Here is a 24,596-nt window from a genome sequence, read left to right on the forward strand (position 1 = left end):
ATAAACCACATCTGAAGTTGAGAATTGAGTTGTCAGGTGAGTTTATTCTGTCGGGTGTGATGACAATATACCTTGATTTTACTGTTGCTATCCCAACTTATAATGGTGCAAGTCGATTGCCTGAGTTATTGACACGACTGCAAAATCAATTAGGCACTGAACACTTTAGTTGGGAAATTATTGTTGTAGACAATAATAGTAAAGACAATACAGCAAAAGTTGTTCAAAGTTATCAAAAAAATTGGCAATGTCCTTACCCTTTAAAATATTGCTTTGAACGAAAACAGGGAGCTGCATACGCCAGACAATTAGCAGTAGAAGAAGCCAAAGGTAAATTTATTGGTTTTCTGGATGATGATAACTTTCCAGAATTAAACTGGGTAGCAGCAGCTTATGATTTTGGTCAAAAGTATCCAAAGGCGGGAGCTTATGGTAGCCAGAATCATCCTGAATGGGAAGTTGAACCACCGGAAAACTTTCAGCGTATTGCACCATTTTTAGCAATTACAGAGCGGGGTAATTTACCTTTGCGGTATGAAGCTAACAAAAAATTATTACCTCCTGCTGCTGGACTTGTTGTCCGTAGAGAAGCTTGGCTAGAAAGTGTACCCAGTCATTCTATTTTGACTGGTAGAGTTACGGGAAATATGCTGACTAGTGAAGACTTAGAAACGTTATCATACATCCAACAAAAAGGGTGGGAAATTTGGTATAACCCAGAGATGGAAATATATCATCGAATACCAAAATGGCGGTTACACAAAGATTATTTAATTCCATTTTTTCAAGGTATTGGACTGAGCCGTTATGTAACCCGCATGTTAAATGTAAAATCTTGGGCAAAACCAGCTGCTTTTTTGCTTTATATGATAAATGATTTACGTAAAATTATCTTGCATCTATTGAGATATCGTTTACAGGTTAAAACTGATTTGGTTGCGGCGTGTGAAATGCAACTATTTGTTAGTAGTTTAATTAGCCCTTTCTATCTTTGGAGAAATGGCTACTTTGATAAGGGGTTGTGAGCAATACAGTCGAGGGCGGGGAAACCCATCTGTGTCAACTTAACGCGAAACCCATAGCCCGCCTCAGAATGAATTCTGAGTCTCATAGCAAAAGTCATCTCAAGATGACTCAAAATTCTCACAAATCCTGAGTCTACTTCAGTAGACTTTAGCTATTAGCCCTGAGCGGAGTCGAAGGGCGGGTGAGGAAGCCCGCAGTGAAGCTATTTCTAGCTTAAGTTGACACCAATGGGGGAAACCCCGCCTCTACGGGGTTGACGATTTTAAATCGTAACCTGTAATATGGTGGGCTGAAATTTTCTTTTATAGATGTCCTCTAATTTCATAAAGAATAACTTGGTGTATTTTCTATTAATAGCTAATATTAGAAATGTTTTTAAAACCTCCTCTAGCAAAGGATTTACGCTGCTAGAAATATTAGTAGTTGTTTTATTAATTGGCATATTAGCGGCAATAGTTGTACCCAGTTGGCTGGCTTTTGTGAATATTCGCTATCTTAATGTCGCTCAAGGTGAAGTTTATCTCGCTATACGCCAGGCTCAAAGCCAAGCTATCAAGCAAAAACTGACTTGGCAAGCTAGCTTTCGTGAAAAAAATGGTGTTGTGCAATGGACAGTTCATCAAGCAGAAACGGAAAAATTTATTCCTGATGCTGTGAAAAATAATGACAAACTATGGCAAAATTTCGACCCTAATGTGCAAATTTATCAGGATAGAAACCAAAAAGGTAATTCAGAGACAACTTTACAAAAAGAAAATTCTCAGCAAGCGTGGCGAGTTATGTTTAATTACCACGGTTGTCCTGTCTACGAAATTGGAGATGAATGTACAAAAACTTCACTCAGAACATTAGGACAAATTACTCTCTACAGTCCAAAGGTTAATGAAGTTAAGCGTTGCATCTATGTCTCTACACTTCTAGGCGCAATGCGAACGGGTAAAGAGCATACTAGAGCGAATGACAAAGGTAAGTATTGCTATTAATATATTTTTGACTAATTTTCATAAGGTATTTCGTGCTGAAATTATCAGAAAGCTCAAGACAGCACCTGATTATTTTTACTCGCTATCCAGAGCCAGGAAAGACAAAAACTAGGCTGATACCTGCTTTGGGTAATGTTGGTGCTGCTGATCTGCAACGGCAGATGACAGAGTATACAATTTCTAAGGTTAAAGAATTGCAAAAAAAAACTTCGCTAACAGTGGAAGTACGGTTTGCTGGTGGTAATTTACAGTTAATGCAAGATTGGCTAGGGTTAAATTTAGTTTACCATTCTCAAGGTGAAGGGGATTTAGGGGAAAAGTTGGTGCGATCGCTCTTTGATGCTTTTCAATCTGGTGCCCAACAAGTGGTGATCATTGGGACTGATTGTCCTGGGGTGAATTCCCAGGTTATCGCAACCGCATTTGAGCAGATGCAAACTTTTGAACTTGTTATGGGTCCGGCGATCGATGGTGGCTATTATTTGATTGGTTTACGCCACTTAGTCCCGGAATTATTCGCTAACATCGACTGGGGCACTTCTCAAGTATTGCAACAAACTATGGACATTGCCCAAAAACTTAATTTATCACATGTCTACTTGCCTACTTTAGCTGATGTTGACCGTCCAGAGGATTTGCCAATTTGGGAACAAGTCTTTCGGTGAGGGAGTGAAGGGAAGGGTGAGGAGTCAGGAGTCAAGGGTCAGGAGTTATTCCCCAATCCCCTGAAGAAAAAACAGTATAGTAGAAGACCAAGAATTTTCTGAGGACACCCTTAGTTACAGATGCTACCGTGGTGGTGTTTAAAACTAAAAGTAGATATTCGCTAGTATTGCATCTGTCTTTTGTTGAGATACAACAGGTAAGAGCATGGGAACAATATTCAAGTAACTTTGAATAGGACAATCACTCTTGTTTACCACACGACCGAAAAATTATGGTTAATCGTTTTGCTTCGTTGAATACTGCGCTCACGCTGAAGGTGGTGGGTGTAATCCTAATTTTGTCCTTTTTGCTAGACTTTCTGATTCTGTTGTCACCCTTCCAGCCAACTGATCGGTTATGGCAAATCAACTTAGCAACGGCGCTAGTTGATCGGGGAATTGTACCTATGGTGGGTTTAGGAATCCTGTTTGCTGCATATTGGATTGGTAATGCTGGTGATGGCGATCGCTCAAAAGGTGTAGATTTAAGATTGCCAGCCCTAATCATAGCAAGCATTTTAGGGTTGATTTTCTTGGTAATTTTTCCTGTACATTATCTCAATGTTGATCAAGTTAGCACTAAAAAAATCGCTGAAATCAACAAGAGTGCGGAGCAGGAAGAAGCTCAATTGAACAATCAACTAGCACAATTCCAAGCTCAAATAAACAATCCACAGGGAAAAGCTCAAATAGAACAGGTACGAAACCAAGCTAAAGCTCAGTTTGCGGACTTGCTCAAAGATGAGCAGAAGTATAAGCAAGCACTTGAAAATCCTCAAGTGCCCAAAGAACAAAAGGAATTGCTGAAAAAGTTTAAAGCAAATCCCCAAGAGCTTGATAAATTTATCGCACAACAAACAGATCCTCAAGGACTCGCGGGTCAAAGACGGACTCAAATTCGTCAGCGTCAAGAAGAAGCTGTTAAACAAACTACAGACAGTGCTGGTAAGTCGAAATTGCGGATTTGTCTGAGCAGTTTTTTACTATCGATTGGCTACATTATCATCGGTTGGACAGGATTAAAAGGTATGGGTGCTTTACAAGGTGGTGGACGTAAAGCTACTGCGCGCTAGTCAAACTAAAGTATGAAGTATGAAGTATGAAGTATGAAATTACTTGACCGATCAAAGGATAAAAGATCGCCACTGGTTTCGCTTGGAGACAAGTTAGAAATTGGGCTGGCTTTCATCTGAACTTTTTAAGAAACTGAATTTTTCGCTCATTAAGGGCGAAAGCGCGTAGCGGGAAGAAGTCCGGCATGTACCAAGTTCTTACTTCATTCTTCATTCTTTGTCCTTGAAACTACTACAGATATAAAAATACTTTGAATAAGAGTTGAGTAATGTTTTCAATTTACATACTGACATATAACGAAGAACTAGATATTGCTGCTTGTATAGAATCAGCGAGGCTATCAGATGATATTATCGTTGTGGATTCATGTAGTAGCGATCGCACTGTAGAAATCGCTAGTCGCTATCCCATCCGTGTTGTGCAACACCCCTTTGAAAGCCACGGACTGCAACGCACTTGGATGTTAGAATCTATTTCTCCCAAGCATGAATGGGTTTACATTTTAGAAGCCGATGAACGCATGACGCCAGAACTGTTTGCGGAATGCGAAACGGTAATTCAGAATCCAGATTACATAGGCTATTATGTCGCTGAACGCGTCATGTTTATGAATAGTTGGATTCGCCATAGCACCCAATATCCCCGTTACCAAATGCGCCTTTTTCAGCATGGTAAAGTTTGGTTTACAGATTATGGTCATACTGAACGGGAAGTTTGTCATGGTGCAACTAGCTTTTTAAAGGAAACTTATCCTCATTACACTAGTGGTAAGGGATTGAATCGTTGGATTGACAAGCATAATCGGTATTCTACAGATGAAGCCAAAGAAACCCTTAACCAAATCGAACGAGGAAGTGTAAACTGGCGAGATTTATTTTTTGGTAAGTCAGAAGTTGAAAGACGGCGCGCCCTGAAAGATTTGTCTTTGCGTTTACCTGCTAGACCCCTGCTACGCTTTTTGTATATGTATTTTTTATTAGGCGGTTGCTTAGACGGACGTGCTGGTTTAGCTTGGTGTACATTGCAGGCGTTCTATGAATACTTGATTTTGCTCAAAGTATGGGAACTGAAGCATCTACCCACACCTAGTCTAGATACAAAGGCACTTGTTAGCGAAAATACACAGCACGAAATTAGACAGGCTGATCCGGCTTAAATCAGTGAACAGTGATTACGGTACAAGCGAGGGCGGGAAGACCCCGCCCCTACTGAGTTGTCTCATAAGTTAATATTTTGTATATAAATTTCTCATAAAAGTCGCTCTTGCTCATCCCAAGGGCGATCGCAACTTATCTTGAATCTGCTGAGGAATGCAATCAACAGCATTAGCAGCTTTTGATATAGGATTAGTATTTGGTTTCTGAAATACACGTAGGGGAGCCACCCTCGTGCGCAGTGAGCGTAGCCACACGTGCGTCTGAAGCACCGGGTGGACTGCCGAATCCGGAGGAGTTTCCCGCGTTGAGAGGAGTGGCGTTGGGCAATGCCCACCGTATCATGGTTTTGGTGGGCATTGCCCACCCTACAAATACTGAGATTTTTTCAATAATCAAATCGGATTCCTATAGTGCGCGGTAACATTAAAAGTAAGTCAGAAATTTGCAACAATCATTTACAATTTTGATGAAGAAAAGTAACATCCTTTGAGATTAACCAGGATGATGGCTGGTTGGTATAAGACTATTGGTTTATCCCATAAAGTATCATGGGCTGCGAGATCCCCGACTTCTACCCTGCGGGAAGCCACCCTACGGGTGTCTATAAGAAGTCGGGGATCTAAACAACACTGTTTTTGCAGCAGTAACCGAAGGGCAAATTAGCTGACTTTTTGGTGATCTTAAGAGATATAAATAAGCTAACCGAACCATATGAGTTGGGATCTTCTGCCTAAATTCTGTCTTCGCAGTTTGACCAATAATTCCTTGATGGTACAGAGCAAGCAGATTTATGTATGGGGTCAATCCAAAATCCAAAACTTGTACTGAGCTTGTCGAAGTATCCAAAATCCAAAATTGTTTGACGCATCTGCTGGTTATGAATACCAATCACAAAAGTTCTATTAACTTCAACAAGGAGAATAAGGGCTTGGTAATCAATCGCCTAAAACAGGACTTAAAAAATGACCTGATTGCTGGGTTGCTGGTGTTGATTCCGCTAGCAACTACGATCTGGCTGACGATTACCATTGCCATCTGGGTAATCAATTTTCTCACTAAAATTCCCAAACAGTTAAATCCCTTTGAAGGACTGCATCCTGCACTAGTAAATATACTGAATTTATTAGTAGGACTAGCAGTACCACTACTGATTATTTTGTCGATTGGTTTGATGGCTCGGAATATTGCTGGTCGATGGTTACTAGATTTTGGTGAACGCTTATTACAAGCAATTCCGTTAGCGGGACAGGTATACAAAACCCTCAAGCAACTTTTAGAAACGCTACTGAAAGATTCCAATGGCAAATTCCGCCGTGTAATTTTAGTTGAGTATCCTAGACAAGGAATTTGGGCGATCGCTTTTGTCACAGGTGCGATTAGTACTGAAATTCAAACCCAGATGTCTCGTCCGATGTTGAGTGTTTTCATTCCCACAACCCCTAATCCTACGACTGGATGGTATGCCATAGTTCCGGAAGACGAGGTGGTAAATCTGTCAATGCCAATAGAAGATGCTTTTAAGATAGTTGTCTCTGGTGGCATTGTCTCTCCCAATACACTGCTACCAAACATAGTTATTCCCAAAGAGTCCACAATAGAAGTGCAACACCAAGAAATCACATCGCCAGTTATCCCCGCCGAAGAAACTTAAAATCAATCAGGCAAAGTTGCAAGCAATATGGATAATATGATTGTCTGACTACGCAAAAATCTATTGACTTCTAATTACATTCTTCTTGTTTAGTCAATTCTCTAACATTCACAATAACTTTTATGCAAGACCGGAAGCCCCAACAAATTGCTCGCGAACTGGCGCTTTTAAGCCTCAGTCAGTTACCAGTCAACCCTAAAAAACTGACAGAAGAACAATTACCCAAGCTAGTACTAGCAGCAGTACGCACTCTGAGGTCGGAAGTACAAGATACTTTAGACACCGCTGCTGGTGAACTACAACGCAGCCAGGATCGTGTCTTAAGTAGCCAAACTCGCGCTTCAGACATCAATGCTGCCAGAACAATGCTTACAGAGGCGATCGCCTACACTCAAATAGCCATCAATCAACTGGGTGCAGCAGTTGAGTTCCCAGAATTAATTCAGCTAGCAAATCAAGACAAGATAGTTAGCAAATATGCCATCAGCATTGTCAGAATAGTTAGCGACGAGCGCATTATCATCGATGAACAAATTTCCTCTGCTTTGGTAGACTGGCAAGTCACTCGCCTGGCTCAAATCGACCGAGATATTTTGCGAATTGCTGTCGCAGAAATGCTATTTTTAAACCTGCCAGATAGCGTGGCCATCAACGAAGCTGTAGAACTAGCCAAACGCTACAGTGGAGATGAAGGACATCGGTTTATTAATGGTGTTCTGCGCCGATTCACGGAGCAAAAAAAGACTGCATAGTTTTGGGCATGGGGGCATTGGGCATTGGGAATAGAGAAAAGTAACTCTTGACTGTTCGACTACGCTCACCGTCCACTTTTGACCCTTGACTTTTTATCAATGACAATACTCACTAGTTAACTTTAATTTGCGCCGACGTACTTAATTCATAGTCACATAACAACTAATATCGCTAGCTGCAATGGTTTTTAATTGGTTCCGTCGTCAACATAACGATTCTGCTGAAACTCCCTCCGAACAGAAACAGGGAGAAACGCCTCCTGCACAAGCACCCCAACCACAGCCAACGGAAACGTCAACACCAGAAACAGCGGCAGATTTGCTGGCGTTTGCGAAAGCCGCTTACAAAAATATCCAGCAAAAACAGCAATCTCAGGTAGAGGAAACTCCACTGGAGATTGCTGATGAGTCAGCGCCAGCAGTGGAACCGGAAGCCGTAGAAACAGTTAGTGCAGAAATTGAACCTGTGCCATCGGCGATATTAGCTAAAACGAATCAAGTTGCAGAACCGGATGCAACTGTTGCCCAAATAACCACTGAGGAGCCTGTAGAAGTTGCAGAAATTGTACAATCCCCAGAATTAGACGTAATTGTTAACCCCATAACTACTGAGGAAGCATCTGGTGTAGATTTGGTGGCAGCAATTGAGGCAGTGACTGAAGTTGCTACCCCAGAACCAGAACCTACTGAGTCATTGGATACGCCGGAAGAAACACAACCAACAGCGCCCACCCTATCCTTCCTAGAAAGAGCAGCGGCGGAAAGACAAGCAAAACAAGAAAGACTGATTGCCAATGCGATCGCAGTTCCCGAACCGGAAGTAGTAGCTCCGTTAACTGCTACCACCGTCACACCGGAAATCACAGAGGAAATTCTCGGACTAGACTTTGATGACGGATTTGTGTGGTCAGCAGAAGTCCTAGCAGCTCAAGGTAGACGGCCAGAAGACATATCGATTGAGGAAATTACCTGGCTGAAAAAACTACGACAGGGGTTAGATAAAACCCGTCGTAATATCCTCAACCAACTTAAGGCAATTGTCGGCCAAGGACCACTGAATCAAGCGGCGGTGACGGAAATTGAAGCATTGCTGCTGCAAGCGGATGTGGGTGTCGAGGCCACAGATGCGATTATTAGTTCCCTACAGCAAAAACTGCGGGAAGAAGTGACTGCGCCAGAAGAAGCGATCGCCTATCTCAAACAAATTCTGCGGGATATGCTGGATAATCCAGTGAATAAATCCCCCAAAACTAGCTTTGCTCCAGAAAAAGAAACCTTAAATATATGGTTGATCACTGGGGTGAATGGTGCTGGTAAAACTACGACAATTGGGAAAATCGCTCACCTAGCACAAAAATCTGGCTATAAATGCTTGATTGGTGCAGCAGACACCTTCCGCGCCGCCGCTGTGGAACAGGTGAAAGTTTGGGGCACTAGGAGTGGTGTAGAAGTCATCTCCAATCCTGGTAAAAATACTGACCCAGCAGCCGTGGTGTTTGATGCGATCGCCGCAGCCCAAGCACGAGAAACTGAATTACTCCTAGTAGATACCGCTGGGCGACTGCAAAATAAGAAAAATCTGATGGATGAACTCAGTAAAATCCGCCGAATTATTGACAAAAAAGCTCCAAACGCTAAAGTAGAATCACTATTGGTTCTAGACTCAACTCTAGGTCAAAATGGATTGCGGCAAGCTGAGGTTTTTTCTCAAGCCGCCCAACTTAGTGGCGTGGTATTAACCAAGCTAGATGGCACAGCTAAAGGAGGCGTCGCCCTTGCAGTTGTGCAGCAACTAGGTTTACCAATTCGCTTTATTGGAGCCGGAGAAGGAATTGAAGACCTACGTCCATTTTCCAGCTATGAGTTTGTCGAAGCACTATTAAGTGGCTAGTACAAAAAGGCTGAAGTCTGAAGTCTGAAGTACAGAAGTCTGAAGTCTGTAGACGCGAAGCGGCTTGCCGCAGGCTAGTCTGAAATGAAGCAACCTGTACAATAAGCTTTGCAGCGTTTTGTAATGGGTTATTTATTTGCACCCTGCTGTACTAGGGGACAATTTTTCAGTTAGGTTTTTTGGAGAACTAATATATTTAGGAATTACTGCTCTGGTATTGTCACTGGAATTAAGTACAAACAAAATACTAGAAAAAGTTTCAGCCCTAAAATAATTAGTTAACCGCGAAGGTTTTCTTATGAGTGTTGCACCATTAACTCATAGTTTTTTTCGAGTCTGATTTAAAGTATCTTATGTGTATATTTTTAGGTTTGGGGATAAACAGTCAATCCTTTCATTAACACCTAGAAGCACCCTTAGACCCCTAGTACCTCAGACCCCTCATTTTGAAAGAATTATGGCAATATAACTTAGATTTGTGCTAAAAAAGAGTTTTTTATGCCTAAAGATATATGACTGAGTAATTAAGTTATGAAATGATGAATAGCTTTATCGCTGCCAAAGGCAATTGCTGATTTCTACGGACTGATTTTTGATTAGGAATACATTAGCTTAAATTCCTATATTGAGCAGTAAATCTGATAAGCAAATGCAATACTTATAAAATTTAAGTCTTACGTCTTTATACTCTTGCTAAAGTGATAAACCTTGTCCCAATATGGTTTAGCAATGCAAAAACTCAAAGATTTATCCGTAATTAAAAATTAGCCCACCTGCTTATTTAAAGTGTAATAATAACCGTGCCTGTGTCTCAACTGCCCTCTCAACCCACTGACAGTAATAGTAGTGCTGCGACGGATGTCACTCCAGTTGTGGCACTCAAGGAACTCGTGGCCAGGCTGCATCGGGAACAGAATAAAATTCAAGATTTGCTAAGTTCTTTAGGATTTGCCCTCAGAAGCTTCAATAACTTGAATCAATTTTTGGAGCTGATCCCGCTGATGGCAACAAGAGTTACAGATGCAGATGGTAGTGCTTTATTTCTTTACAAACCTAACGGCCAGGTCAGGTTAGAGCAGTTACACTGGCAAGATAGTCTTCAGCGTAAAAACATCCGTAAAGCCCTAGAAACTGCCACCAGTCAAATCACACTTGTGCCGAATGCTGCGCCTCTAGCAACTACCACAGGAATGCTGGACGATCAAATGCACAGGTATTTGGGGCCAGATGTGCAAATCTTTGGTACGGCTATTTTGGTGAAGCACACCGAGAGAGGATGGCTATATGTCTTAAGCCGCGATCCGGAATATAGCTGGACAGAAACCAGACAAAAATTAGTCCGGTTAGTGGCAGATCAAACAGCAGTAGCGATCGAAAACGATGAATTGGCAGTAGAATTACGCAAAAAAGAACGCCTAGATCAAGAACTAGAAATTGGTGCAGAAATTCAACGCCGTCTCCTACCACGTCAATGTCCCACTATTCCTGGTGCTGTCTTGGCTGCACGCTGTAAACCAGCTAATCGAGTTGGTGGAGACTATTATGATTTTATTCCTACCAATCACAATCAGATTCAGCCACAAACTAAAAGCCTATTAGAACCAGGCCCCTTGGGTTTGGTAATTGGGGATGTCATGGGTAAAGGTGTCCCGGCTGGGTTAATTATGACTATGATGCGGGGAATGCTACGGGGAGAAGTATTACATGGTAATTCTCCGTCGGGAATTCTGCAAAACTTAAATCGAGTTATGTATGCAGATTTGGAAAATTCCCACCGCTTTGTGACGCTATTTTATTCAGAATACGATCCTCATACTCGGATTTTATCTTATAGCAACGCTGCACATAATCCGCCTTTGTGGTGGCACGCAGCTACAAAAACTGTGACTAGATTGGATACTCTAGGAATGCTGATTGGTTTGGATGCCAACAGTCAATATGAAGATGCCCAGGTAAAACTAGAGTCTGGGGATACAATTATTTACTATACAGATGGTTTAACTGATGCAGCTGCGGCTGGGGGCGATCGCTTTGATGAAGAAAATTTTGTCACTTCTTTCAACACAGCTTGTAAATACTGTGATGGTCCAGAGGAGATTGTAGATTATCTGTTTGACCAAGTTGAGCAATTTATTGGTGCTGATAAGCAAAACACCGATGACATGACGCTAGTTGTTTTGCAAATTCAATAATTAACGGGGACTGGGGACTGAGGATGAGGGATGAGGGATTTACAGCTTAATATAAAATCTAGAATTTAAAATCCCAAACCCAAATGGCAACCCTAACTCCTAATTCTAGTTTTAGTTTGACGCTACGTTTGCAGATTCCCAATCGTGTGGGGATGTTGGCATCAGTCACCCAGGCGATCGCTCTGAGTGGTGGTAATCTGGGACAAATTGATTTAATTGAGCAAACTCGCCAACTTTCCATCCGTGATGTAACTGTTGATGCTGCTAGCACTGAACACGCTGAGACGATTGTGCAAGCAGTGAAAGCATTACCAGACATTAAAGTCGTGAATGTCTACGATCGCACTTTTAATTTACATCGCGGCGGCAAAATCAGTATCACTAGCCGAATTCCCCTCAAAAGTGTCTCTGATCTGGCAATGGCTTACACTCCTGGTGTGGGGCGGATTTGTAATGCGATCGCCCAAAATCCTGAGGAAGTTTATAACTTAACTATTAAGAAAAACACAGTAGCGATTGTTACTGATGGTAGTGCGGTTTTAGGATTAGGTAATCTCGGTCCAGAGGCTGCTCTCCCAGTTATGGAAGGGAAAGCGATGCTGTTTAAAGAATTTGCGGGTTTAGATGCTTTCCCTATTTGCTTGGCAACTCAGGATACAGAGGAAATCATCCGTACAGTCAAGTATCTTGCCCCCGTTTTTGGTGGTGTGAATTTAGAAGATATCGCCGCCCCTCGCTGTTTTGAGATTGAACGGCGACTGCGTCAAGAATTAGATATCCCGGTTTTTCATGATGACCAACATGGTACAGCGATCGTCACCTTGGCTGCATTGTTTAACGCCTTGAAATTGGTGAATAAATCAATTGCAGAAATCCGCATTGTGATTAACGGTGCTGGGGCTGCGGGGATAGCGATCGCCCGATTGCTCAAAAAAGCTGGGGCAGAAAACATCTGGATTTGCGATTCTAAAGGTATTATCTCTACTAGTCGTACCGACCTCACAGCAGAAAAGCAGGAATTTGCAGTTAAAGCCCAAGGAACCCTAGCAGGTGCATTACAAGGGGCAGATGTATTTCTCGGAGTTAGCGCCCCAGGAGTATTAACACCCGAAATGGTGCAATCAATGGCGAAAGATTCAATTGTGTTTGCAATGGCTAATCCTATCCCAGAAATTCAACCAGAATTAATCACTAAAGATGTGGCTGTGATTGCGACTGGGCGGAGTGACTACCCGAATCAAATTAATAATGTCCTGGCTTTTCCCGGAGTGTTTCGTGGTGCTTTAGATTGCCGGGCACAGGCAATTACCACCACAATGTATTTAGAAGCAGCCAGTGCGATCGCCTCTTTAGTCAAGCCGTCGGATCTAAATCGGGAACATATTATTCCTTCAGTCTTTGATGAGCGAGTAGTTACAGCAGTTGCTGCAGCTGTGCAACGCGCCGCCCGTGAAGAAGGGATTGCACAGAGTTAAGTCGATGGGCACAGTGAAAAAGCTCTTGTGTAGGAAGCAGGGGAACAGGGGCGAAAACCACCCACTTTCTTGAGTTGCTCTCAACTCTTGTAAGAAAAGGAGCAGGGGTGCTTTCGCCCACAATTCTACTCGATTTGTATCTTTCCCCCTGCTCCCATTCGGCTACGCTCACGGCAAGCCTGCCTTCTGCCTCTGATCAAGGTGTATTGCACTCGACTGAAAACTGCTATGTTCCGGAGTGGCTTTTATTAGGACTCAACTTTCACTCCTCGCCAGAAAGCGACATAGCCTTCAATATTCTTGGCTTTCTCCTTAGTGCTGGGATAGTACCAAGCAGCGTCCTTGTTGACCTGCCCATCGACTTCGATACTATAGTAACTAGCCTCTCCCTTCCAAGGGCAAGTAGTGTGAGTGTTACTTTCCTGAAAATATTGCTTGTTAATAGCATCAGATGGAAAGTAATGATTGCCTTCCACTACTACAGTATTTTCGCTCTCGGCTAAAATAGCTCCATTCCAAATTGCTTTTGCCATAAGTGGTTTTACGAATAAACTGTACACATAACATTTTGACACTATTAACTTACTCGTAGTGACGTTATGATAACTGTGACACTGGCTGCTGTTGCGACTGCGATCGCTACTACACTTTCGACTAAAGCTTTGGAGAAAACAGGCGAAAACATTGGTGATGCTTTATGGAAGTTAATAGACAAACTCCGCCAAAAGAACAAATCGCCATTACTCACCAGTGCTGTTGAGGGAAATGAACCGCAGCGATTAGATTATGGTCAAGCAGTGTTGGAACTTCAAGCAGCAGCAGCACAAGACCCAGAAATTGCTCAAGCTGTTGTGGAAGTAGAAGCAGCAGTTAATAACGAGCAGTCTGAGATTGCTAAGGAAATTAAAACTAAAGCAGCAGAAATCCAGTCTCAGCCATCAGTTATCAACAACTTTGCAAAGTTAGCAGAGGAGATAAAAGCAGAGAAAGGTGCAATGGTTGCTCAACAAATCAACATTGAGCAACAGAGCAATACCTACAACTGACTACAGCCGTCTCAAGGGGAGGATGGGACAAAGTTAACTCCCGATGACTGGCGTGAAGTTTGCACCGCAATGCTGACAGAACGGCGAAAGCTGACTACAAATCCTTTGACATCAACTGAAGGAGTCGCCCTGCAAGTTGATGATGTTTACGTGCCACTGGGATTAATTGAGCGCAAAAAACAATCCAAGCGTCAGGGTGATGTTTCTCCAGAACAGGGTTCAGAACTTTATAAGGAGACAGAAATCACCAAAACATTTCAGCATGATGCTTTTCTTGAACAAGTTCTTAAACAGAAGAACACCCCTAAAAGTCAAGGTAAGCGAATTGCGATTATTGGCGAACCAGGAGCAGGAAAAACAACACTGTTACAGCAGATTGCTGATTGGGTATCTCGTGAGATTCCCCAGTCGATTGTGATTTGGGTATCTTTAGCAAATTTGCGAGGTCAGGAACTAAAATCTTATCTATTCGAGAGTTGGTTGACTCAGGTTGCTGAGAAAACAGGTAAAGCTGAAGCTACCAAACAATTAAAGGATAATTTTGTTGCTCAGTTTAATCAAAATAATCTGTGGCTGTTGCTAGATGGGTTAGATGAAATGTCCGCATCTTCAGGTAATCCTCTAACAGAAATTGCCCGACAACTCCGTGAAGCAAGATTAATTTCTCAAGCGCGAATTGTGCTAACTTGTCGGGTTAATCTGTGGGATGGCAGCATTAATGCACTTGATGATTTTGATATTTATCGCACTTTAGATTTTTCTTATCCAGAACAGGTAGAGAGATTTATTCACAAATGGTTCGCTGCTATTCCTGAAACTGGAAAGCAGTTATGCACTGCGTTGAAAGAACCGGGTAAAGAACGGATTCAAGATCTAGTGAAAAATCCTCTGCGGTTAACGCTGCTGTGCTTGAATTGGCAATCAAGAGGAGGTAAATTACCTGATACTCAAGCGGGACTCTATCAGCAATTTGTTGATGACTTCTACAAGTGGAAACAAGAGGAATTTGCTACAACATCTGAACAGCGTCAGCAACTCAATGTCAAGCTAGGGGAATTAGCTAAAGAAGCAATAGACAAAGAAGCAACCCGTTTTCGCTTGCGGCAAGATTTTGTTAGTCACTTCTTGGGAGATGCTGATGATGAAAACTCGCTGCTAAAATTGGCACTGAGCCGCGGCTGGTTGAACTGTGTAGAGATAGATAATAGAAAACCTGTTTACGCTTTCTTTCATGCCTCGTTTCAAGAGTACTTTGCTGCTAAAGCCATTGATGACTGGGACTTTTTCTTACCTCGTAAACACAAAAATAAACCTGTTGAAAATAAGAAATACCGTATCTTTGAACCGCAATGGAAGCAAACAATATTACTTTGGTTAGGGCGAGAAGAAGAAAATATTAAACAGCAAAAGCAAGAGTTTATTAATACTTTAGTTAATTTTAAAGATGGATGTGGAAAATTTTATAAATATCGTGCCTATTTTTTAGCTGCCGCAGGAATTGCAGAATTTAGGGATTATTTTAAAGCAGATGAAATAGTAGAGCAAATTGTCACATGGGTAATTAATGGTCTAAGTTCAATCAAAGAGGAAGCTAAGTCAGCACTGCAACAAACAGACAGCACAAAAGCGATCGCAGCCTGGAAGCAACTGCTGCAATCAACTACTGTGGATAAGGACACCCGTAGGTGGGCAGTAAAAAGCTTAGGCACAATCGGCACAGGCAATCAAGATGCGATCGCCGCTTTAGTGCAACTGCTGCAATCACCTGATGTGGATAACTCCACCCGTAGGCAGGCAGCAGATATCTTAGGGGAAATCGGCACAGGGAATCAAGATGCAATCGCAGCCTTGGTGCAACTGCTGCAATCAATTAATCTGGATGACAACACCCATTGGTGGGCAGCAGAAAGCTTAGGGAAAATCGACCCAGGCAATGAAATTGCGATCGCCGCCTTGGTGCAACTGCTGCAATCAACTACTGTAGACGACGATACCCGTAAGCTGGCAGCAGAAAGCTTAGGGAAAATCGACCCAGGCAATGAAATTGCGATCGCCGCCTTAGTGCAAGTGCTGCAATCACCTGATGTGGATAACTCCATCCGTAGGGAGGCAGCAGATAGCTTAGGGGAAATCGACCCAGGTAATAAAATTGCGATCACAGCTTTGGTGCAAGTGCTGCAATCAAATAATCTGGATGACAACACCCGTACGCAGGTAGCATCAAGCTTAGAGAAAATCGGTACTGGCAATGAATTTGCGATCACCGCCTTGGTAAAACTTCTCCAATCAACTACTGTAGACGACGATACCCGCAGGCTAGCAGCAGAAGGCAATGAAATGGCAATCGCCGCATTGATGCAAATGCTCCAATCAACTACTGTAGATAACGATACACTCAGTCAGGCAGCAGAAAGCTTAGGGAAAATCGGTATAGGCAATAAAATGGCGATCTCCGCCTTGGTGCAACTGCTACAATCAACTACTGTAGATTACTATACCTGTGGGCTTGTAGCAGAAACCTTAGGAAAAATTGGTATAGGCAATGAAATGGCGATTGCCGCCTTGGTGCAACTGCTACAATCAACTACTGTGGATTACTATACCTGTGGGTTTGTAGCAGAAACCTTAGGGACAATCGACCCTGGCAATGAAATTGCAATCGCCTCGTTGGTGCAACTGCTCCAATCAAATCATCTGGATGACAACACCCGTGGTCAGGCAGCATTTAGGTTAGGGAGAATTGACCCAGGCAATAAAATTGTGATAGCCACCTTGGTGCAACTGCTCCAATCAACAACTGTTGATGACGATACCCGTAGGCAGGCAGCATTTAGCTTAGGGACAATTAACCCAGGCAATGAAATTGCGATTGCCGCCTTGGTGCAACTACTGCAATCGAATCATTTAGATATCTATACTCGTATGCAGGATGCATCTAGGTTAGGATTAATCGACTCTGGCAATGAAATTGCAATCACCGCCTTAGTGCAAGTGCTGCAATCCAATCATTTGGATTATTACCCCACCCGTTTCCTGGCAGCATTTAGCTTAGAGCAAATCAGTACAAGCAATGAAAATGTGATCGCCGCTTTAGTGCAACTGCTCCAATCAAATCATCTAGATTACTCCACCCGTAGGCAGGCAGCATATAGCTTAGATAGAATTATACGAGACAATAACCATCGGTTTCAAGCAGTTAAAGCTTTAAGTAGTTATTGGCGATTGAATTATAAATTCTACGATTTAGCCTGGAAATGCGCTCAGAATATGCCTTACCCCGATTTCTATCAAGCTTGGCATCAGCATAATGTTGCTACTCGTGCGATGCGAAGCTTGGCAAAAATCCTCTTCACAAGAATAATTTAAGTACTGTTGCAGCAGCAACGTTACAAATATTTGTCTGTTGCTAACGACAGATTGTCCATTTGTTACCAACATAGAAGCTGTCGTTAGGAATAAAGTTGTTGTCGTTACCACAGCTTGTCCGTTCGTTACCAACACAACTTGTTTTGTTACGAATGCTTATCCGTTAGTAACGACAACTTATGCGATCGTTACGAACACAACTTGTGTCGTTACGACATCTTATCTATTTGTGGCAAATGCTTATGTTGTCGTAACGACAGCTTAAGTAAAACTTATCAATCAAGTTGTTGTCGTAACGACAGCTTGCCTATTTGTGGCGAACGCTTATGTTGTCGTAACGACAGCTTAAGCAAAACTTATATATACAAGTTCTATACTATTAACAGCACAACTCAGATTCACGACAATGAAAGCAATAGAAGTCAAGGGAACCGTGAACGAATGGGGTCAAATTTCTTTAGACAAGCCGTTGACTATAGCAAAACACAGCCGCGTCCGAGTCATTGTCCTAATCACGGAAGAGAATGAAGAGGATGATGAACTTGTTGAGTCTGCCAGTGAAAGTTTTCGTCAAGGTTGGTACGATGCGATGACCGGAAATACTATACCTGTATCTCAACTGTGGGAAGGTATTGATGCAGAGTGAACCACCTTTGATTCAAGTTGAAGCTACTGCTAAATTTAAACGTAATCTGCGTATTTTAGCTAAAAAGTACCGGAATATTAGTAATGATATTCAACCAATAATAGAACAACTGCAATCAGGAGAATTACCAGGAGACAAGATACCCGGAGTTGGATATACAATTTTTAAGCTACGGGTCAAAAATAGTGATGTTCAAAAGGGTAAAAGTGGTGGGTATCGAGTAATTTATTATTTAAAGACAGATACAAATATTATTTTAGTAACCATCTACTCCAAATCTGAACAAGAAGACATCTCAGCAGAAGAAATTCAACAAATATTAGGTGATTTTAAGCAGCAACATCTAGAATAATAGGCGATCGCAGATGAGCGCTTATTTCTGGATACGGTATTTATCCACGTTAAACTATTGCTAAAGCACTCTAAAGTTTTTAATTGATTATGACTCAATCACGAGTAAAAAATCTCTATGTAACAGACTTTGCATTGTGGATTGAGCAGACTGTCAATAGCTTAAAATCCCAAGATTATAGCAATGTAGACTGGGAAAACTTAATTGAGGAGATAGAAGGATTGGGGAGGAGAGATAGACGGGAGTTAGAAAGCCGTTTGACAACTTTATTTGAACACGCCTTAAAACGAAATTATGTAAATTCACCAGAATGTTATGGCAGTTGGGAAGCAACAATTAGCCGCACACAACAAGAATTAAGTCGTATTCTTCGAGATTCCCCTAGTCTACGTAATTATTTTTTAACTATATGTGATGAATGTTATCAAAATGCACATAAGAACATGAGTAAGGAATATGAAACAAAATTTCCTGATGATTGTCCTTTTCCTCGTGATGTAGAAACATTATTGAACCAAGACGGAGTTAATCTGAATAATGTCTAATGACCTATACGATCGCGATTTACAATATTGGATCGAGCAAACGATTCAACAGTTACGAAATCGTGAAAAGGATTCTTTATTGCCCATGCCCCAACTATTGTGAGTTAAAATCCTGATATCTTCATTACTACCCACGCAGAACGCCCCGGAAAAAGCGATCGCTATGCTTCAGTATCCCAATCTCGAACAAGCGCTAAAATATCACTTCGGTTACGACCGATTCCGCCCTGGACAACGGCAAATTATCGAAGATGCGCTGCAAAATCGGGATTTAATGGTGGTGATGCCTACGGGGGGCGGTAAATCTCTGTGCTTTCAATTACCAGCACTACTGAAAAAGGGTTTGACTGTGGTGGTGTCGCCACTGATTGCCTTGATGCAAGACCAAGTAGAATCGTTACGCAATAATAATATCTCTGCGACATTCCTGAATAGCAGTCTCAACGCTTATAAAGTGCGATCGCGTGAAGAAGCCATCCTCAATGGTAGAGTTAAACTGCTCTACGTCGCTCCCGAACGTCTCCTTAGTGAAAGATTTCTGCCGTTTCTGGATTTAATCAATCACCAAATCGGTATTTCTAGTTTTGCCATTGACGAAGCGCACTGTGTGTCTGAGTGGGGACACGACTTTCGCCCAGAATATCGCCAATTAAAGTCACTGCGAAAACGTTACCCTGATATTCCTACAGTCGCCCTCACCGCTACCGCCACAGATCGCGTCCGGGCTGATATTATCCAACAATTAGGGTTAAAGCAACCGAGTATCCACATTGCTAGCTTTAACCGCCAAAACCTTTACTACGAAATCCGTTCTAAGACGAAATATGCTTACGCCGAGTTATTAGAATTAATTCGAGAAACGGAAGGTTCAGCAATTGTTTATTGCTTAACTCGAAAAAAAGTTGATGAACTAACTTTTAAACTGCAAAATGATAAGGTTGCCGCTTTGCCTTATCATGCAGGTTTAAGTGATGAAGAACGCAGCAAAAATCAAACTCGCTTTATCCGAGATGATGTGCGCGTCATGGTGGCAACAATTGCCTTTGGGATGGGTATTAATAAACCAGATGTCCGGTTAGTAATTCACTTCGATATTCCCCGTAATTTGGAGAGTTACTATCAAGAATCAGGTAGGGCGGGTAGAGATGGTGAACCGTCACGCTGTACTGTTTTTTTCAGCTTTGGTGATATTAAAACAATTGAATGGAGTATTGATCAAAAAACTGACCCCCAAGAACAGTTAATCGCCAAGCAACAATTACGCCAAATGATCGATTACGCCGAAGGAACAGACTGTCGGCGGACGATTCAACTCGGTTATTTTGGCGAACGTTTCCCAGGTAATTGTGGTAACTGTGACAATTGTCGTTATCCCAAACCAGTGCAAGATTGGACAATTGAAGCTATGAAGTTTCTATCTTGTGTGGCGCGGTGTAAAGAGAGATTTGGGATGCTGCATATTATTGATGTGTTGCGAGGCGCGAAAAACCAGAAAATTACCCTCAATCAACATGATAAACTTTCTACTTACGGCATAGGCAAAGATAAAACTGTTGATGATTGGCGCATGTTAGGGCGATCGCTTTTACATCAAGGATTACTAGAACAAACTAGTGATGGTTACTCGGTTTTGAAGCTTAACGCCTTAAGTTGGGAAGTCATGCGCCGACAACGCACAGTTTCCATCGCTGTTCCCGTGGCGCAAAAGATTGCTTGGGAAGAGGGAAGCGCCAAAGCCGCAGAGATGGAAATCTTGTTGCAGAGGTTGCGATCGCTGCGTAAACAACTCGCCGATGAACAATCTGTGCCACCGTACGTGGTCTTTCAAGATTCTACACTCAAATTAATGGCGCAAGTCCAACCAAAAACTATCACTGAATTCGGTAAACTTTCTGGTGTTGGTAGTCATAAACTTGCTCAGTATGGCGATAAGTTTCTCGCAGAGATTCGCGCCTACCGTCAGGAACAAGGTATCATCGATCCACAAGATAATTCTACGCCTTATCTTGGTCTTGGCTTACCTTCTGATACCGAAATATCGACATTTCAGTTGCATCAGCAAGGCTTAAGCGTTGAGGAAATTGCCCAAAAACGCAATATGCGCCCAACTACAATTATCCGTCACCTAGTAGATTTAATTGAAAAAAATCAACAGGTAGATCTAAATAAGTTATTACCGTTGGAGCGACAACAAAAAATTTGGCAAGTTTTAGAAGTTTTGGGTGATATCTCTCTCGTACCAATTAAAGAACAACTAGGCGAAAGTTACACCTACGACGAAATCCGCCTAGTTAGAGGAAAATGGCGTCGCGAAAATCGTAAATAAAATTGAGGTTGATCTTCGGGAACAAAGCCAACTTAAATTTGTGTCTACTCTTTTTAAGTTGCTTTGCAGCCACTTTCTCCAGAAGCGATCGCCTTAAACTATCCGAGCAACCCAATTAATCACGGGAAACAATTAATTACCCATTACCAACAATCTCCCTTAAATTCAGAGTAACTTGCCTTTGGAGAAATTTAGTCAAAAAACTTGCGTGTAGATAGACAACCAAGATCACTTATAGAAAACTGGGAACTTCAGTATTTAATTCTTGCAATGTTATGGTATGATCGGAATGTACAGCTTTTTTTGTTTTAACTGCCAAGACCAGAGACAAAAGTTTAGGCAGTGCGAGGCAAGCAAGAGTATTAAATAGAGTCAATAAAATAACGTCTATGAAACTCATAGATTAATGCCTCCTTGGTGACAATTTATGATTCTACTCCCTATTGTCAACCAAAAACTGTAGATTTGACTACATTTAGAGTTTTGAATTACTTTTAGCTGATATAAGCTATATAAATATATCTTTACCCAGTCCAGTTCCCCTCGCTATCTCGAAATCCCGCCGTCACCCTAGAGATAGAGGTGTTGGGTAGCGTATTGCTTCAACCTAGTGGTTTGTCAATTTTGTTTTGAGGGGTTTTTGGTAGTGCAGTCCGAAAAGCCCGCGTGAGCGTCTCGCTCACACTACTTTGATTGAGTTTTCCCGTTTTTGGTTCATGCTATTTCTGTGTCCGTCTAAAGTCTCCTTATTGTCATTGCGAGCGGAGTGAAGCAATCGCCTGAAATTGCTTCGCTCCGCTCGCAATGACATATATTTTGCATGAATTATCACTCCCGAAAAAGGCACAGAGTTAACAGCCTAGCTTCAACCCAACCTACAATTTTTTACTGATAATTGATACTTCGACTTACCTCGACTTCTCCTAACGGAGACGCTGCGCGTAGCAAGATCCCCTACGGGGTACGCTCAGTACAAGCAACTGATAACTGTTAACTGTTAACTGATATGTGTTTCTCAGCCAAGTATTGTTGAAAAGCGATGTGAGAGAAAGAATAAATGCCTTTTGCCTGCTCAATGAGTAAACCATGTTGAGCGGTAATAGACTTTAAATAAGCTTCGCTATCTAATTGTAAAATCTCCACTGCAGAGTTAGCTTTAGCAAGTTTACGAATATATTTAGTAATCTCCTGCTCAACAGTTTTTTGTGGGAAAATGTACTTACCTTGCTCGAGTGTAGTCCCAGCGATTTGACCGAGTAATTCTTCTTTTTGCTGTCGGGAAAGTGGTTGATTAACATGCGATCGCTGAATATGACGTTGAGCATCCCATGTTTGCAAAAATATATCCAATCCTTCTTGATAAATTTCTGCAAGATGATTGGCAAAATTATCTCTATCGGCAAAAACTAAGCATAAAAAGGTGAGCAGTAGAGGATTAGTAGCCAGTTCTTGGAGTGGTTGGCTGGCTTGTAATTTATCGAGAAACCGCGATGTTTTCACTGGATCTGTGATTTGAAACCACTTAGTGACAAAATTAGTAATCTGTTGATAATTAAAATCAGCAATTTCTACTTCGGTGAACTGCTCAAAGATATATTCTCGTGCGGCAATTCGAGAAGCGATCGCAAAAGAACTAGCATAAAATCGCGTTGTCAAATGACGAATTTCCTGCGACACCCGCTCAATGTCGCCTTCCTTGACTGCATCTAACCCATCCAGCAGCACCATCACACGTCCATGAGTGAGCAGAGTTGACGCTGTCTGGGGCGACACAACTCCACACTCTGCTAACTGCTGCGTAATGTACTCTAGCAGGTTTGGTTGCTCTCTAGCCTCTGCAAAGTCCTTAAGAGTGATGAAAATGGGTAGGCGATCGCCTTGAAACTCACCCAAGTTACACAAAATCGCCAGCCATTTCAAAAATGTGGTTTTTCCCGTTCCTGGTTTCCCCAAAATCATCAGCTTGTCGTAGCGTTCCACCACCGCTAATCCTGGAAACCATTTTTGTGGTTTGTCAATATCCTGTAATAGTTCTTCAATGTCTAATCGCCTGCGACTCGTCACGCGCTCCAAAATATTGACATCAGTGTAAATTTCATCCAGGCGCATCGGCTGCTCCATATTCAGCACCCGCATGACATTACAACGCCGCTGAATGCTGTCGTGGACTTTTTCGCGTGTAGTTTGTAGCAGACTCTCAATTTCCGAAATACTGGCTTCTGCTTCCACATCAGGGAATGATGATGAAGCGACAATCTCTTCCCAGTTAAGGTTCAGCTTTTCGCAGATTGTCACAAATATGTAGCGATCAACTGGTTTACCGTGGAAAAACTTGGTGACAGGCTGACGGCTAATTCCCAGTTCCCCCGCCAACCCTTGCTGCGTCAAGGAATTACGGATCAGCGCCGCTTGCGCTTTATTAATTCCCTCGGACGATGCTTGGAGCGATCGCCTAGTCATTTCGCGCCCATAGATCTACTTCTCTTGATATACTCAAAATAAGTCATACATAAGTCAATCATAAATCACTCACAAGTCATACACAAGCCTAGCTGTAAATCATACAGGAAAATGCGAATCTAGAGATCTAGTTATTTGACATCTCTTACATTATTTGAGTTAATACTATGTTAAACAGCTGTTTAAGGAGGGATTATGAGTGGAATTAACGTCACTATAGACGCTCCTTCCGCAAAAGATGTTATGCAAGACGCACTAGAACGCATAGCATCCGGATTTCAAGATTATCTAAATTCTTTACAGCCTGAAGAAATTAAATGTTTAGCCGCAAAATTAGAAACAACTCACAGTAATCTTAAATATTCTCCGGCTGAAACTGACTTTGCTGCCAAGTTAGGGGCTAATCAAATCAGTGATGAAGAGCATAGTCGATTAGAATTTGCTGCCCTATCTAGGAATTTTAAATGGAGACAAGAATTACTTAAATCTTCATTAACTGCACCGCAAGTGGCGGAACTGCTAAATACAACCCGACAAACGCCACACGATCGCCTCAAGAAGAATAGCTTAATTGCAACTCAAGATAACGGAGTTTGGAAGTTTCCCACCTGGCAATTTGATCCTGAAGGGCCCGATGGTGTGATTTCTGGACTACCAGATGTCTTAAAAGCTCTGAATGTTCCGGCTTTATCAAAAATTAGTTGGTTGACTCGATCCAACAAAGCTTTGAATGGACTTACCCCCATAGAAGCCTTAAAATTTGGTCAAATCAATGACGTAATTGCTGAAGCTAGAACTGTAGGCATCTTATAAATAAATCCCTTTGGTGATCGGCCTGCTGGCTAAAGCTATCTGATAATAATTTGTAACCACAAATAAACCACCGATGTAGATGTGTAGAGGCTTCCCGCAAACTGCACAGATAATTCATCGGTATTTATCTACTTAAA

Annotated in this window: 19 protein-coding genes; 17 read left to right on the forward strand and 2 right to left on the reverse strand. The window is 42.0% G+C overall.

Annotated elements, in window-relative coordinates:
• The first annotated feature begins 59 nt into the window (after window positions 1-59).
• The 10 genes from hpsE (at window position 60) to CAL7507_RS11510 (ending at window position 12,905) form a co-directional block, all read left to right on the forward strand.
• Window positions 60-1,025, forward strand: a complete 966-nt coding sequence (hpsE, locus tag CAL7507_RS11465) for a hormogonium polysaccharide biosynthesis glycosyltransferase HpsE (RefSeq protein WP_042341280.1) — start codon at window positions 60-62, stop codon at window positions 1,023-1,025.
• A gap of 309 nt (window positions 1,026-1,334) precedes the next feature.
• Entirely contained in the window at window positions 1,335-2,009 is a 675-nt protein-coding gene (locus tag CAL7507_RS11470) for a Tfp pilus assembly protein FimT/FimU (protein WP_015128642.1), read from the forward strand.
• A gap of 32 nt (window positions 2,010-2,041) precedes the next feature.
• Entirely contained in the window at window positions 2,042-2,674 is a 633-nt protein-coding gene (locus CAL7507_RS11475) for a TIGR04282 family arsenosugar biosynthesis glycosyltransferase (RefSeq protein ID WP_015128643.1), read from the forward strand.
• A 272-nt stretch (window positions 2,675-2,946) separates the two neighbouring features.
• Window positions 2,947-3,786: an HpsJ family protein gene (locus CAL7507_RS11480; protein WP_015128644.1), complete on the forward strand. Its 840-nt coding sequence runs from the start codon at window positions 2,947-2,949 to the stop codon at window positions 3,784-3,786.
• Between the two features lie 269 nt (window positions 3,787-4,055).
• Complete coding sequence (locus CAL7507_RS11485) at window positions 4,056-4,943, forward strand: glycosyltransferase family 2 protein (RefSeq protein WP_015128645.1); 888 nt, start codon at window positions 4,056-4,058, stop codon at window positions 4,941-4,943.
• An 878-nt stretch (window positions 4,944-5,821) separates the two neighbouring features.
• On the forward strand, window positions 5,822-6,595 hold the full coding sequence (locus CAL7507_RS11490) for a DUF502 domain-containing protein (RefSeq protein WP_015128646.1): 774 nt from the start codon (window positions 5,822-5,824) through the stop codon (window positions 6,593-6,595).
• A gap of 122 nt (window positions 6,596-6,717) precedes the next feature.
• Window positions 6,718-7,347 carry a transcription antitermination factor NusB gene (nusB, locus tag CAL7507_RS11495; protein WP_015128647.1) on the forward strand — a complete coding sequence of 210 codons (630 nt, stop codon included), beginning with the start codon at window positions 6,718-6,720 and terminating at the stop codon, window positions 7,345-7,347.
• 181 nt (window positions 7,348-7,528) lie between these two features.
• Entirely contained in the window at window positions 7,529-9,238 is a 1,710-nt protein-coding gene (ftsY, locus tag CAL7507_RS11500; protein ID WP_015128648.1) for a signal recognition particle-docking protein FtsY, read from the forward strand.
• Window positions 9,239-10,038: 800 nt separating this feature from the next.
• The gene (locus CAL7507_RS11505; protein ID WP_015128649.1) at window positions 10,039-11,430 is read left to right on the forward strand and encodes a PP2C family protein-serine/threonine phosphatase; all 1,392 of its coding nucleotides are present in this window, start codon (window positions 10,039-10,041) and stop codon (window positions 11,428-11,430) included.
• Window positions 11,431-11,513: 83 nt separating this feature from the next.
• Window positions 11,514-12,905: a malic enzyme-like NAD(P)-binding protein gene (locus CAL7507_RS11510; RefSeq protein WP_015128650.1), complete on the forward strand. Its 1,392-nt coding sequence runs from the start codon at window positions 11,514-11,516 to the stop codon at window positions 12,903-12,905.
• 248 nt (window positions 12,906-13,153) lie between these two features.
• Here CAL7507_RS11510 and CAL7507_RS11515 read toward each other — a convergent pair whose 3' ends face one another.
• Complete coding sequence (locus CAL7507_RS11515) at window positions 13,154-13,438, reverse strand: DUF427 domain-containing protein (protein ID WP_015128651.1); 285 nt, start codon at window positions 13,436-13,438, stop codon at window positions 13,154-13,156.
• A gap of 66 nt (window positions 13,439-13,504) precedes the next feature.
• On the opposite strand from CAL7507_RS11515, the gene CAL7507_RS11520 reads away from it, so the two are divergent.
• The 6 genes from CAL7507_RS11520 to recQ all read left to right on the forward strand — a co-directional run bounded on the left by CAL7507_RS11520 (window position 13,505) and on the right by recQ (window position 21,186).
• Window positions 13,505-13,951, forward strand: a complete 447-nt coding sequence (locus tag CAL7507_RS11520) for a hypothetical protein (RefSeq protein ID WP_015128652.1) — start codon at window positions 13,505-13,507, stop codon at window positions 13,949-13,951.
• A 69-nt stretch (window positions 13,952-14,020) separates the two neighbouring features.
• On the forward strand, window positions 14,021-17,317 hold the full coding sequence (locus CAL7507_RS11525) for a HEAT repeat domain-containing protein (protein WP_015128653.1): 3,297 nt from the start codon (window positions 14,021-14,023) through the stop codon (window positions 17,315-17,317).
• 406 nt (window positions 17,318-17,723) lie between these two features.
• Window positions 17,724-17,963: a hypothetical protein gene (locus CAL7507_RS11530; RefSeq protein ID WP_015128654.1), complete on the forward strand. Its 240-nt coding sequence runs from the start codon at window positions 17,724-17,726 to the stop codon at window positions 17,961-17,963.
• Window positions 17,953-18,315: a type II toxin-antitoxin system RelE/ParE family toxin gene (locus CAL7507_RS11535; RefSeq protein ID WP_015128655.1), complete on the forward strand. Its 363-nt coding sequence runs from the start codon at window positions 17,953-17,955 to the stop codon at window positions 18,313-18,315. The genes CAL7507_RS11530 and CAL7507_RS11535 overlap by 11 nt, the downstream gene beginning before the upstream one ends.
• 89 nt (window positions 18,316-18,404) lie before the next feature.
• A complete protein-coding gene (locus CAL7507_RS11540) occupies window positions 18,405-18,860 on the forward strand; it encodes a DUF29 domain-containing protein (RefSeq protein WP_015128656.1) in 456 nt (151 codons plus the stop codon).
• A 163-nt stretch (window positions 18,861-19,023) separates the two neighbouring features.
• Complete coding sequence (gene recQ / locus CAL7507_RS11545) at window positions 19,024-21,186, forward strand: DNA helicase RecQ (protein ID WP_015128658.1); 2,163 nt, start codon at window positions 19,024-19,026, stop codon at window positions 21,184-21,186.
• A 990-nt stretch (window positions 21,187-22,176) separates the two neighbouring features.
• Here the strand turns inward: recQ and CAL7507_RS11550 are convergent.
• Entirely contained in the window at window positions 22,177-23,646 is a 1,470-nt protein-coding gene (locus CAL7507_RS11550; protein WP_015128660.1) for an NACHT domain-containing NTPase, read from the reverse strand.
• 195 nt (window positions 23,647-23,841) lie between these two features.
• On the opposite strand from CAL7507_RS11550, the gene CAL7507_RS11555 reads away from it, so the two are divergent.
• Entirely contained in the window at window positions 23,842-24,459 is a 618-nt protein-coding gene (locus CAL7507_RS11555) for a hypothetical protein (RefSeq protein WP_015128661.1), read from the forward strand.
• Window positions 24,460-24,596 lie beyond the last annotated feature (137 nt).

The organism is Calothrix sp. PCC 7507, from assembly GCF_000316575.1.
Classification (GTDB): Bacteria; Cyanobacteriota; Cyanobacteriia; order Cyanobacteriales; family Nostocaceae; genus Fortiea.

Coding starts and splice junctions, on each gene's coding strand:
- CAL7507_RS11555 (WP_015128661.1), top strand. CDS start 23,842: ATGAGTGGAATTAACGTCACTATAGACGCTCCTTCCGCAAAAGATGTT.
- CAL7507_RS11515 (WP_015128651.1), bottom strand. CDS start 13,438: ATGGCAAAAGCAATTTGGAATGGAGCTATTTTAGCCGAGAGCGAAAAT.
- CAL7507_RS11550 (WP_015128660.1), bottom strand. CDS start 23,646: ATGACTAGGCGATCGCTCCAAGCATCGTCCGAGGGAATTAATAAAGCG.
- CAL7507_RS11530 (WP_015128654.1), top strand. CDS start 17,724: ATGAAAGCAATAGAAGTCAAGGGAACCGTGAACGAATGGGGTCAAATT.
- CAL7507_RS11520 (WP_015128652.1), top strand. CDS start 13,505: ATGATAACTGTGACACTGGCTGCTGTTGCGACTGCGATCGCTACTACA.
- CAL7507_RS11535 (WP_015128655.1), top strand. CDS start 17,953: ATGCAGAGTGAACCACCTTTGATTCAAGTTGAAGCTACTGCTAAATTT.
- recQ (WP_015128658.1), top strand. CDS start 19,024: ATGCTTCAGTATCCCAATCTCGAACAAGCGCTAAAATATCACTTCGGT.
- CAL7507_RS11470 (WP_015128642.1), top strand. CDS start 1,335: ATGTCCTCTAATTTCATAAAGAATAACTTGGTGTATTTTCTATTAATA.
- hpsE (WP_042341280.1), top strand. CDS start 60: ATGACAATATACCTTGATTTTACTGTTGCTATCCCAACTTATAATGGT.
- CAL7507_RS11480 (WP_015128644.1), top strand. CDS start 2,947: ATGGTTAATCGTTTTGCTTCGTTGAATACTGCGCTCACGCTGAAGGTG.
- CAL7507_RS11540 (WP_015128656.1), top strand. CDS start 18,405: ATGACTCAATCACGAGTAAAAAATCTCTATGTAACAGACTTTGCATTG.
- CAL7507_RS11510 (WP_015128650.1), top strand. CDS start 11,514: ATGGCAACCCTAACTCCTAATTCTAGTTTTAGTTTGACGCTACGTTTG.
- nusB (WP_015128647.1), top strand. CDS start 6,718: ATGCAAGACCGGAAGCCCCAACAAATTGCTCGCGAACTGGCGCTTTTA.
- CAL7507_RS11490 (WP_015128646.1), top strand. CDS start 5,822: ATGAATACCAATCACAAAAGTTCTATTAACTTCAACAAGGAGAATAAG.
- ftsY (WP_015128648.1), top strand. CDS start 7,529: ATGGTTTTTAATTGGTTCCGTCGTCAACATAACGATTCTGCTGAAACT.
- CAL7507_RS11485 (WP_015128645.1), top strand. CDS start 4,056: ATGTTTTCAATTTACATACTGACATATAACGAAGAACTAGATATTGCT.
- CAL7507_RS11525 (WP_015128653.1), top strand. CDS start 14,021: ATGCTGACAGAACGGCGAAAGCTGACTACAAATCCTTTGACATCAACT.